The following is a 12,982-nucleotide window of genomic DNA, read 5'->3' as shown; positions in this document are numbered from 1 at the left end:
AGGAGTTCTTCTGTGCCTTATACATTACCCAGTCAATCAATGCTAAGGATGTTGGATTCACATCAGTTTGAGCAATGGTTTGCAACTATAGAAAGAGACAATACCCCCAATACCACAGAAACAGATTCCCATTTATCGACTCAATTCCTTGCACGGTTTGGACTAAGAGAAGCTACCCAGGTAGTTGAATTTCTCAAAACTGCTGGCGGAAATGAAACGATAAATATGATAGCACAAGAACTAATGAAGGAAGAGGAACAAACTCTTTTGATTAGAAAAAGTAGTGAAGAGGAACTGCTCCGACAGCAACGTTTGCTTTTTCTTCTTATGACCTTAATTGCCAAAAATAAAGCGCATACTGAACACGTTAATGAGATGACGCAGCATCAAATTGATGAAAGGCTTAATGAGTTTAAATCTGAGGAGAAAAAGCACTCTTCAATTGCAATGCATCTCATGGATGCAAGTATTCGAGCCAGTAAGATTATAAAACTTGATGAAGAATTAAGTAAATTAGAGAGTGATTTAACTCAATTGGAAGAAGAGTTACAAGAGCTTGAAGAAGAAGTATTAGCAATGGAAGAATATCATGCAGACATGGCCGATCATCTGGAACAGCTCAATGAGTTTCTTCAAATACCTTTATTAAACAATCAACCAATAACTCAATATGTTTCGCATGCAAACCAACAAATAACAGCTCTATCAACCCAGCTAGCGACCCTTAGAGCACAGCAAACAGCACAGGTTCCCAATAATATTGATAGAATACAAGAAACAAATACGCAGCGCCTAGAGAGAAGAGCGCGATTGTTGGAAGAACGGATTGCTTTTTATCAATCTCAACTCCAACATCCTCCTCAAACTTCTGAAGAAGTCTATCAACAGTTAATCGCTCAAATAAGAACCCGTTTAAATGAACAAGAATCGTTAAACGAAGATTTACAATTGCCTACGTATCGTGCACATCAAATAGAAGGTCTGAGATTACAAGAACGGGGATTGATACAAGCGTTGCAATTTTTAAGAAAAGAGAAAATTCTTCTAAACTCCCAGTTAGAGCCTGTTAATGATTTCAGCCAAGCACAATTTATTATTGATCCAAATCAAAGAGCTCGTTATCGCCGACATGGAGATTCATATGTTGTCTTTTCAGAAAAGATGGATCCCGATCATGCAAGTGAAAAAGACTTGTTAAAGGCCAAATTAAAATATGACAAATTAAAATCAGATATTTGTACCGTTAACTATTTATACAATAACCGCATACAAAATCAGGCAGAAACACTTAGGACCCGGTCTCAAGATTGTCAAAGTCGAGTACAGAAAGTGATGAACCGTATAGATAATTTTCAGGCAAATAAAGTTCAACTTCTTCAAGCACAAACCCCTTTTGCTATGTCACCAAAACCTACGGCCCCTAGACCGCAGCCTAGAAGTAGCTATTCGCGCATGTTGAAGTGTTTGGTCCCAACCCATGCTCCTGCTCCTCGTCCTGAAGACATACTTAAAGCAAAAAATGTACTTGAGGCGGTAGTTAAACCAGAACGCAAATACGAATTAAATGAATTAATCGGCGAAGTAAAGCCGGGAGAAATTATGAGTCCCGAGACAAGACTTGGGTGGCTTTATAGAGTAAAAAAACTCATACCCGATCTTCCTGTACCCGAATTAGATTCGAGTTCAAAACATCAGAAAAAATAAATGGCTTTGTTATACTTAAAACAAACCATTCATAAATCAGTATTCTTAGTGATCTGAGATGTACTTGCTCAGATCACCAACTATCAAATGATTATTCAGCTAAATTACTCAATTATTTGATAATCTATTTGACAAGATCTAATCGGAATTGTTACTATCAAATGATTAACGATTTATTTCACACTCTGTAACATATATGAACAATGCCATACAACATCAATCTTCTTTAAACAACTCTACTTGGTTGGTGTGTGCTATTGTTTCTGTCGTTTCTGTGGTGGTGGTCGTGGTCTTCCTCTCCTCGCCCTAGAGTTGCGTTTTGATTATTCGGCCTCTCTAGGGAAAGGCCAAAATAATCAGCCGATACGACTTTAACTATTTTGAGGAGATTACCTTGGAAACCGCACTCGATTCACAAGCATCGCAAAAACAAAAAATAATTACCTCTCGCGCTATTTTTATCATTAGTTTATGTGCAGCATTTTTATTTTATAAATATATTCTTCAGAATTTTCCAAGTGTAATGCCCCAACAATTAATGGATACCTTTCATCTTCAAGGATTAGGTCTCGGAGTCTTGTCAGGAGTGTATTTCTGGACTTACCTTATCGTACCTCTATTTGTAGGAATTATCCTCGATCACTATGGCACGCGCTGGGTTACTACAGGAGCCATTTTTTGCTGTGCTTTTGGAATCTATATTTTTTCTCAGGCCCAGGAATTAAATACCGCCATTCTAGGTCGTTCTTTAACAGGAGTAGGCGTATCTTTTGCTTCCATTGCTTATTTTAAATTAGCAGCGGTGTGGTTTCCCAAAAAATATTATGCTTTGTTAACCTCACTTCTCGTTACTGCCGCCATGATCGGAGCAATTTTCGGGCAAATGCCGCTGGCATGGCTGGTCAGTCAAATAGGATGGAGAGCCAGTTTAGCTAACGTAGCCTGGATGGGAATAATTTTAGCTTTCTTGTTCTTACTTATTGTCAAAGATAAACCATCCTTTTCCATTGGTTCCATAGAAACTCAACATGCTGCTAAGAACCCGCATCTATGGAAAGACATTTTATTAATTATAAAAAACAAACAAAACTGGTTATTAACCGGATATAGTGGTTTAGCATTTTCTCCCATCGTTATTTTTTGTGGTTTATGGGGAAATCCCTTTTTACAAAAAGCCTATCATTTAGATAAGTTGGTTGCCCCTTCCCTCATTTCATTAGTATTTGTAGGATTAGCAATTGCATGTCCTTTATTTGCTTTATTTATTAATCGCATACAAAATCGCTGCGCATTTGTTTTTTACAGCACTTTAGTTTCTGCATTATCCATTACTTTAATTATCTACGCTCACCCTATGCCAATTTGGCTATTAAGTGTATTACTCTTTCTTTTCGGCTTTAGTTTAGGAGCATTTCCCATAGTATTTGTTATCGGAAAAGAGTCCAACCCTTTATATCTGGCAGGCACGGTAAGCTCGCTAATCAATGCCAGTGATGCGTTTTTAGATGCAGTTACCGAGCCAGCGATAGGAAAATTGCTTGATACATTTAGCACCGCAGGGACCTCTCATGATTTTTCAATATTTAGTTATCATATTGCTTTAGCTATTTTACCTTTATTCCAAATTATTGGAGCTTTTTTGATGCGATGGGTAAAAGATGAACATCATCAAGTGGTCCATTAAGCATGCATTGAATCATTAAGTTCTTTTAACTTAATGATTCAATTTTCCGAGCACTCCATAGAAGAAATTGACAAAATAATAAAGCCTATGTTAGGTTCAATTTGTTGTTTATTTTTCACTATGTTTTATAGGAGATCATTATGTTACTTGCTATGCTCAAAAATGCCATCCACAAAATAACCCACATAGGCGCTCAATTAAGGACAATATGGAGTTGGGGGTATCTTTTTAGACACTAAAAAAATATCAACTAGAGCCCCCAAACATTCTCTTCCTCAATCTGAATTTTCTTTGTCTACTGCACTTAATACAAGAGGAAAAGGCACGCCAACAACTCATCCCTCAAAAACCTCACTAAGGGGATATGCTCAAAAGGCCTCGATCTGGTTTCTTGAAAAACATCTCATTTTCGCAAAAAAGGAATTAAATGGTGTAGATCATATTGTTACTTACATGAATGGAATGTTAATGCTTCTTCAACGAGATGACAAATCCAAGCATATTCTTTGTGAAGAAAGTAATACACCCGCACTGGATGATCCGTACCTACTTTTGAAGATCACCTGTCATTTCTCAATTTCTTTATTTGAAATTTTAGAGCAGGCAATCCAAAGACATATAAGATTGGAAGATTTGCCAGAGGAATTAGATGAATTGTATGAACAAATTGAAACGTTACATACTAACTTCTCCAATCTAGATGTAGTTATGCCTACTATTGATTTAATGTTGTCTTATCTGAAAGAAATTTCACGTTGTACGCAGGTAAATCAACTTGACCTGATACGGAAACGTTACTTACGTGATTTAAAACCTAATACAGATAAGTACACTGAAATGGCAGCCGAACTGCAACTAAAGGGCTTACAGCAAATATATATTTCCTGGAACCAGAAATATCAAATTGACTTAATGAAAACTTATATCATTATTGTGGGTGCTCGTGGCCCTAAAAAAGATCTTATTGAGCATCAATTTTTTAATGCACTACGTGCTTATTATGGAATCGATGAAAAGAATACCCCTTTTGGAGGTATTATCTATTCCGAAATGTTACCCCAACAAATGAAGGATTTAACTATTGAAATGCTTATCGACGATTTAGCTAGAGATTTACATAATATGCAGATCGGTCTAGGTATGCTTAATGATAGACACGCTATGTATCAAGATGTCCTGGGGAAATATGCTCCTCGCGTCATTAAAGAGCTTATAGAAACACCCTTAACACAACAAGAAGGAAAATGTCCATTTCGCAAAATAACAAACAATGCTTATAAGTTTTTCCCTTATGCAAAGGATGCAACAGAGGGTGAAAACCCAGATACGCTGAATCAATGTGCTCACAACTAAATACCATTCCCGCGTAAGCGGGAATCTACTCTTCGAAAGAAGTTATTCAATGCTCTCGACATGAACATAGACCCACGCAAATATGCCCGAAGCCAATTTCACTTTGACCCGTTTATAATCTTCAACCTCGTAAGAATCGGCTTTTGCTAACTCTTCTGAACTTACATCAAAAACCATACCCTCGATATTATCGTTGGGTTGACCTGTATAGGTAATGATAGGATGATCTTCTTCACCACTCGTCGCAATTACGCTGGGATCTTTGATTTTTATTTTAGACATACCAAATCCAGGCAGTTTATCTGCCGATCCATGCAATCTTCGTCCAAAATTATTCAGTTGTACTGTTTCATAACGCAAAGTTCCATAAGAAAATAGTTTTTCAACGTTCATCGCTTTACCTATTTAAATGGCTGATTATCCAGTATTTGTTATTTATAACAAGATAAACATCTTCGATATTTTTAATTTTTCTCTAAAATATTTCTTTGCTAATGATTTCTATTTTGATGAATGTTTGAGCTCGCTACAACTTTATTCCGCCCCATTTTTTTTGCTTGATAAAGGGCTTCATCTGCCTTAGATATTAAATCATCTATTCTCTTACCATCGTGAGGATAAAAAGCAATACCGATGGAAATAGTTACTGAAATAGTTTTTTCTTGATTAATTTCTATTGAAAAGTTTTCGATGGATTTACGCAGCGTTTCCGCTTGTGATTTGACCTGATCTAAATTACTACTTCGTAGGTAAATCATAAACTCTTCGCCACCCCAACGAGATACCACATTCTCCTCTCGTCCTATGTGTCGTATTTTTGCAGCAAATTCCAAAAGAACCTGGTCACCTACCAAATGACCATACGTATCATTAATTTTTTTAAAATCATCTATATCAATTAATAATAGAGCAAATGTAAATGGATTATCTTTTGAATTCAAAATTTCTTTTTGCAGGTATTCCTCAAAATAACGTCGATTATAAACTCCCGTTAAGCTATCTTGGGAAGATTGGGTTTTTAAGACATCACGAAGTCTAATATTATACAGGCTCAATGCGCACTGTTCAGAGATGATTTGCGCCAAAGCAATCAAGCGTTGATTGTCAGTATTTAAACCAAATTCCACGTAAAATAAGCCTAACATTTCATTTTGAGCAAATAAAGGCAAGCACGCATAGCTTTTAGGTTTTTTATCTCCTTTTTTTATATGATTGCACAATACTCCTTCAGTGCTATCGGAAATATAATAAGGTTGATGTCGCAATAAAGACAAACAATCTTTGGGCGTAAACAGGAATAAGTTAGAAACAGTCTCACCCCAGCTTAAAACTCTGCTAATCATATTCGGATTATCAGAAGCAATAAGGTAAACAATTCCAGAAGTACCTGATAGGATACGTTTACTGTAATTTTTTATTATCTCAATCGCATCATCCATGGAAAGACTGGATTGTAATAAACTCATTAATTCTTTTAATAACTCCAATTCTTTATTTTGCATTTCAAGACTTTTAACAAGATTCTCAAGCTCTATTTTAGATTCTTCAAGTTTTTGTTCATTTTGAATACGTTGATGAACATTCATTGCAAAATGACTAACCCCAATAAGATTTCCCTGCGAATCATGAATAGGATTGTAATGTATTTCATAATCCAGTCCATCGTAGCGTTTGTCTTTAAATGACTCAATCACTGTAAACGCAGTACCTTTCATTGCTCTTTCCCACAGCGTCAGGGATTTTGTTTGATTCTCAACACTCATTTTCTGTAAAAGTACATTAAAATTCATGCCAATTTCTAAATCGACTTTGAAAATTCGATAAATTTCACATTTATACATAGTGTTAAACACAATAAAATTGTAGTTCAAATCAATTGCAGCAACTAAATCATTACTTCCTTCAATAATTCCTTGCAAACGCTCTCGCGCATTTGCTAAAGCAACTTGGGTTCTCTTTAATCTTTCAGTATTTTCTCTTATAAATTGAAGTGTATGAACCAAAAATCCGGAGAGCAAAGCCATAATTATTCCGATTATTAAGATCATGGCAGGAAAAAAAGAGGTAATTACTTGATTGTGTAGTGTGATTGAAGGCCAAAGTATAATTTTCCAGTTTTGTCCATAAGTAGGAAGAATCATACTGTGCTGCCAACTCTTATAAAACTTCATATCTTGAGTATTAGTATATAAAACTCCTGAAGAATCATAGATATTCAAATTATATCCTTGAATATCCATTTTTTTTAAAATATCAGCCAAAAACTTTTCTGTATCGAGAATACCGACCATAAACCCTTCAAATAGATTTCCTTTATATAAGGGACTTAACAACAAAAGACTTTTACCCAGCCCTTTTAGTTCAAACTGAGTACTCATTTGCAACTCTTTGGAGGCCAAACTTTTGGTTATCTCTTTTCGTCGATCAGGATCATTGTAAAGGTTATATTCTTTAAGCTGCTCTTTTCCTTCCTCTGGTGCAAGCCAACGTACTATATATTGATTATTCACCCATGCAATTGCTCGGTAGCCGGGCTGATCATGAATATAATGCATTGCATCCGCCTTCCATTCGGTTTCGGATGGTGTTTGTTGACTTATCCAACGTTTGGCCATTCGGGAAAAAGAAGAAGTAAACTCTTGTAAATGAGATTCAATGACATCTTCAACATTTTCAATCTTCAACTGCAATAACATATTTAATGAATTTTCTTGGTTCTTTTTAGTAATCTGCCATCCTAGAGTAGTGATATTTAAAATTACGAACATCGTAATTAATGGCAGGGAGACTCGCGAATGTTTTACATTTTTTGAATTGATGTAAAAAATGATACCTAAGCTTAAAAGGATTAAACCCAAAGAAGTATAAATAGAAATTTTCATCCATCTTCCAGCTCCAAAGCGTGCTGTAAAATCCATAAAATAATCAGTCCCGGCGATAAATCCCAAACTCAAAATAAAGAATACACCGACTAAACTTACCCCAAGCCAATTAGGTGAAAAATCGAAAGAAATAATTAAAAAACAAAGTGAAACAATGATAAAACTTAAAGCCACACTTGGAGCCATAGGACCTGGGTATAACTTGTAATCTAATGCAAGAATTTTGATGAAGAAAATATCAATACCTAGATTTGCATTCGCGATATGCTCATACAAAATAAATGCCGAAAATAATAAAAGAATACAACTAAGAAGTCGGCTGGCTTGTATTGCTTTTCGATACAAACAAATTAAAGCTAGGCCCGACAAAATAAAGCCCAAAGTAGTGGTGGGTCTCATAAAAATATATTCGGGGAGTTCGTCGGGTAAATGAGAGCTAAAATACCAAGCAAAAAAATCAAATAACCCCACAAAGAAACAGATTCCTCCAATTAGACACGTAAAAGTCCTATAGTATACCTTTTCATCCATTTTCATTTCCTTGGCCTATAAATAGAGTATAAAACAAAGAAAAACCTATAGATACATTGAAAGCATACTCTCAAAAGTAGATGTTCAATAAGGTTTAAAGAGACGGACTTTCTTCTAAACTATACTCATCTAAAGCTAGCAAGATGTTTTCTTCAAGAGACTTCGCTTTTCCTATAGGTTTATTAACTCCATTGATGATAATAGAAAAAATAAATGTTTTTTGGTGGGGATTGGTGATAAAGCCTGATAAAGAAGATATGTCATGCATTGAACCTGTTTTGGCATAAACATTATTTTCAAGCATAGTCTTCTTCATTCTCTCCTTTAACGTTCCTGAAACACCAGCTCGTGGCAGTGCATTGTAGAAAATAGGTTTCATAGCTGGATCATGATAAAGATCGCTAAGCAAAACTACCATTTGTTCTGGCGTAACCAAATTATAGCGGGTTCCCTCGCCATCGATGATATCCATTTGTGACATATCAAGATGGGTGTGTTCAGATAATATTTTTTTAATCGCAAAAGCCCCTTCTTTGTGCGTGCCTTTCCCGCTTAGAGTAAAGCCTAGTTTTTTAGTTAGACTGTTTGCATAGAGATTATCTGATTGTTGTAACATATGAGTAATCAGGGTACTCAGTTTTTTTGATTGGAAACTCGCAATAAAAGTAGGATCAGCTGGAGAGGTGCCGGTAATAATTTTTCCTTTCAGGGCAATATTGTGTTTATCAAAGGTTTTTTGTATCACTTGTTTTACTACCAATATCGGATCAGGGATAGCAAGTTCTATTACTTTTGGATTTTTTTCCTGAATCATACATCCATATAAGCGAATGGTATTATTTGGATTGAGTTCAATATTCAAGCTGCAGTGGTCTTTCCCTTCTTCTTTACTCACTGTTAAGACTTCATTTATCACAGTTAGTGCTTTAAGCTGTGTTTTGGGTTTAATGTCGACCCGTTTACCCAGTTCTTTAGCGCTGGTAAGTTCATAAGCCACTTTATTTTCGTTGATAATTGCAGCCGTATCTGGAGCAGCATAATACCAACCTAAATCATCATAAGAAGTTCCACTTGGATAATTTGGTTCTTGATATTGCGAACTGTCAATTATTATATTTCCTTGAATGGAGTTTATATTATTATTTTTTTTCAAGTTTAATATTAATGAAGTTAGATTATCGGCAGTAAACGAGGGTGATCCGGTAAATTGAACATAGTAATTTTTTTCTTTTCGGGAAAGTGTTGTTATAAAACGATAATCTGGTTTTAATTGATAAAGAGCCGCTGCAGCAGTAAGCAACTTCATGCCACTAGCCGGAGAAAGCAATTTATCTGCATTTCTGCTGTAAACAACACGACCAGTTTCCGCTTCTTTAATAAGTATACCAACGGTTGCATGGGGTAATTTTTGTGCAATAATCCCGTCTATTTTTTCTGAAAGCGTTTGAGAATTTCCCATTTGATTAAAGAAAAAAGCGGCAAAGAAACATAAATAATTAGAATAGCGCACGACATTTACCCTAATGAGATACATGAAGTATAGCTTTACCGATTCAGAGCCGAAGTGCAACCCCTAATCCAATATTTTGGTCAGGCAATATATCTGGGGATTTTTAATAAATAAGGTTCACCCATAGCAAGACAAGATAATAGTTAGATTTTTCCATTCTATAAGTTCAAATTGGGGCGATTCGGTTTTGTAAAGCTTCGGGAAAATACTTCCGGTGTAATGTCCTTGGGACTCAATTCATCGAGATGAATCATTTTAAAAAATGATTTATTAGCCAGCGAACTTATATCTGGATTTTCTGGATAGTACTTAAGTAAGGGAAAAAATAATGCTTGGCCAATGACATACCTTTTGTCCCTGCTCTCAGGAGAAAGCCCCCAAATGTTCTGATACGTCATAGCAGCAACTTCATGATTTATCGACTTGTTGCCTAAATAAAGCATTACATGGCCACCAATATAAATAAGGGTCATGAGTGGATGCCCTTGTGTTTTCAAAGTACTAATTCGCTCATCAACCGTATTTTTAGTTAAATCGATCCCTGAGCTTATTTTAGCCTGTTGTGCGGAATTGCGCGGCAACCAAATACCGAATGGAGTAAATATGCTTTTTAGTTCTTGGGAGCAATCATTAAAAAAGAAAGCTCCTCCCCAACCATAAGGACGATTTTGTAATTGTTCTAATATTCGACTCATATTTTTTTTTGTAGCCTCAAGAGGCATTAGACTAGCGGATTGGGAGCGCACAAATCCAGTCTGGATCACTGCTTCATGAAGTTCATTTTTTATTGGAATCAAGATAGAAATATGATTTTGAGTACGGCTATGGAATGGGAACACTGCACCGATGTAGCCTGCGAATTGAAAGTGACCACGTTGATTTACAATACTTGCTTCTGTTTCAGTGATGGCTACTAAACTTTTTTTTGACGCTTGTTTCCAGTGTTCAATAAATCCATTAGAAGCATAAGCAACATCTGAGTTTTTTACCCATGCAAAATAAGCGTCAGGTGTTAATACTAAAGACCAGGCGCTATCCTGGGAAACTGTAAAAACATAAAGTGGTGTTCCCGCCCAAATCACTGATTCTTGTAAATTATCAAAGGGAAATCCTTGACCGGGAATCGTAAAATGGAAAAAATCTGGGGCACCATCTGGTAAAGCGCGGGCAAAGGTATTATTTACAGCTATTGCTCTATTCTTTTCGTTAAATGCTAATATTTCAATAGCTGGAAAATTCATATTGTTTTTGATTCGATTTAACCATCGCTCATCATGCTCTTTAAAGTTTTCTGCATAGTGTCGTTCTTCTTCTGATTTATTTTGATTATCAAATTCCGTTAATAATTCCAATTCAATTTTTTTCACTACAGGGATAATAGAACTGACCATTCTCTCACTCCAAGGAGAGAGGCCTTCTGAATTATCTGAGTAATAGTGATTATAAAATTGATGCAATTGAATCTCTTGATATTCCGGTTTTAATAAGGGAACCTCATTGTCCTTACTATCTGAAGGGAAATAATCATGAATATCTTGAGAGTAGGATTTTAGCGAGAAATCATAAATCGGGACTTCAGTAGCAAAAGAAGCGGACAGAAAGAAAATACCTAAAAGCGAAAAAGCTCCTTTGCTTAAGCCCCTGAATCTAAATACCTTGAAACGCATAAAACAAAATCCAATCCAATAAAATAAAGAACAATTATACGATTAAATGCTCATTGTATAAGAAGTTCATCTTTCACAATTGCTGTTGACTCTTCTACCATAGAAACAACATGCTCATGACGTGATGGACTTAACAATCTTTGAGAGGAGTATAGAATAAAGATACTTAAAGGTAATAAGGTCAATAGATCAAAAGGAAACTTTAAAATACCTATTCCACCGAAAGTGCCTAAATAAGAAACAACAAGTAGGGTCACCATGTAAAATAAAAACCAGTATAAAAGAGAACGATTATCCCATGAGTTTGCGCGATGATATATATAATAAATTAGAAGACCAAACAGTAAAGCAATATCTAACTTCCAAATAATCGAAAATCCACACCAATAAAGCATTAAATTACAAAAATAAAATGCAATATGTGAACAAACAAGTGCTCCAGAAAGTCTAAAGGGCCTAGGCGTTAAAGGCTGTAATTTACGCATTGCTAAAAGACATATAGGTCCAATACTGTATGAAAGAATACTTGCAGAAGATAGAAATGCTACCAATTTCTGCCATCCTGGAAATGGGAGAAACGAAAGCATTCCAACTAATAAATTTGCATAGAGAGTCACATAAGGAATTTTATGACGATTTACCTTTAAGAAGATTTTGGGCAGGTGATCATTCAAAGCCATTCCATATAAAATTCGTGAAGTCGCAGCGGTATACACTAAAGTAGTTCCAAATGGAGAAAAAGCCGCATCGATCATCAACAAAGTAGCTACAACTCCTAAGCCTAAAAGCAAAGTTAAACCTACTAAAGGTCCACTATCTCCTGGGTAACTCAGAGCTTGCCAACCATGTGATAAATATTTTTGTGGTACTGCCGCAATAAAACTTAATTCAAGCATGAAATACAAGACAAATCCAATCAAGACGGCACCTAAAATAGCAATAGGAATATTTCGTTGTGGATTTTTTACCTCTCCTGCCAATACCAAACCATTTTGAAATCCAGTGAACGCAAAAGCAATACCTCCAGCAGAAAGTGCGGTAAAAATATTTACCCAACTTTCTTTATCCGACAAATTGATCTTGATGTTATCCATGGTTGGAGCAACATGAAGTAAAGAAACGATTGCAATACTTGGTAATATAAATTTAATGATACTTGCATATTTATTACATTCAACAAGCAATTTAATTCCGTAGGAGTTCAAGACCACGACAAAAAGCATGATCCCCATTGCTGCAATATAACCATAGCCGGAGAGTGTGAAGGTTGAGGAATCTTTAACTATTAATATCGGGAAAAAATGACTTGAGTACTGCAAAATAGCCTGTATTTCTATCGGGGTCATTACGACATAAGACAACCATGATGTCCATGCAAATAAAAACCCAACCTCCTTCCCATGAGTAAAAGTAGGATAATTAGACATCCCGCCAGATATGGGAAACATAGTACCCAGCTCACAAAGAGGTAGAGCAATAAAAATCATAAATACAGTAGCAATAATCCATGAAATTAATGAATTACTACCTGCCATTTGGGCACTAATGAATGGGCTAAATAACCACCCTGAGCCGATCATTCCGCCAGCAGAGGCAATAAGAATATTAGTTGTTGAAATATCCCGTTTTAACATAACAAACCTATGAGGAT

The 12,982-nt window shown here is 35.7% G+C and carries 8 protein-coding genes; 3 read left to right on the top strand and 5 right to left on the bottom strand.

The window, feature by feature from the left end; translation table 11 throughout:
- Nucleotides 1-12 precede the first annotated feature (12 nt).
- From ACWTE2_RS17720 to ACWTE2_RS17710, 3 genes are all read left to right on the top strand, one after another.
- A complete protein-coding gene (locus ACWTE2_RS17720; protein WP_454783695.1) occupies nt 13-1,704 on the top strand; it encodes a hypothetical protein in 1,692 nt (563 codons plus the stop codon).
- 394 nt (nt 1,705-2,098) lie between these two features.
- The gene (locus tag ACWTE2_RS17715) at nt 2,099-3,388 is read left to right on the top strand and encodes an MFS transporter (protein ID WP_454783694.1); all 1,290 of its coding nucleotides are present in this window, start codon (nt 2,099-2,101) and stop codon (nt 3,386-3,388) included.
- 291 nt (nt 3,389-3,679) lie between these two features.
- On the top strand, nt 3,680-4,741 hold the full coding sequence (locus ACWTE2_RS17710) for a hypothetical protein (RefSeq protein WP_454783693.1): 1,062 nt from the start codon (nt 3,680-3,682) through the stop codon (nt 4,739-4,741).
- Nucleotides 4,742-4,783: 42 nt separating this feature from the next.
- On the opposite strand, the gene ACWTE2_RS17705 is transcribed toward ACWTE2_RS17710, so the two are convergent.
- From ACWTE2_RS17705 to ACWTE2_RS17685, 5 genes are all read right to left on the bottom strand, one after another.
- Nucleotides 4,784-5,134: a gamma-glutamylcyclotransferase family protein gene (locus tag ACWTE2_RS17705; RefSeq protein ID WP_454783692.1), complete on the bottom strand. Its 351-nt coding sequence runs from the start codon at nt 5,132-5,134 to the stop codon at nt 4,784-4,786.
- A gap of 98 nt (nt 5,135-5,232) precedes the next feature.
- The gene (locus tag ACWTE2_RS17700; RefSeq protein WP_454783691.1) at nt 5,233-8,154 is read right to left on the bottom strand and encodes a diguanylate cyclase; all 2,922 of its coding nucleotides are present in this window, start codon (nt 8,152-8,154) and stop codon (nt 5,233-5,235) included.
- A 94-nt stretch (nt 8,155-8,248) separates the two neighbouring features.
- Nucleotides 8,249-9,664, bottom strand: coding sequence for a D-alanyl-D-alanine carboxypeptidase/D-alanyl-D-alanine endopeptidase (gene dacB, locus ACWTE2_RS17695; RefSeq protein WP_454783690.1), 1,416 nt, complete (start codon nt 9,662-9,664; stop codon nt 8,249-8,251).
- A 158-nt stretch (nt 9,665-9,822) separates the two neighbouring features.
- Nucleotides 9,823-11,331, bottom strand: coding sequence for an SH3 domain-containing protein (locus tag ACWTE2_RS17690; protein ID WP_454783689.1), 1,509 nt, complete (start codon nt 11,329-11,331; stop codon nt 9,823-9,825).
- A 50-nt stretch (nt 11,332-11,381) separates the two neighbouring features.
- Nucleotides 11,382-12,965, bottom strand: a complete 1,584-nt coding sequence (locus ACWTE2_RS17685; protein ID WP_454783688.1) for an APC family permease — start codon at nt 12,963-12,965, stop codon at nt 11,382-11,384.
- Nucleotides 12,966-12,982 lie beyond the last annotated feature (17 nt).

Source organism: Legionella nigrisilvae, assembly GCF_977063395.2.
This window is presented reverse-complemented; position numbering and strand designations above follow the sequence as displayed.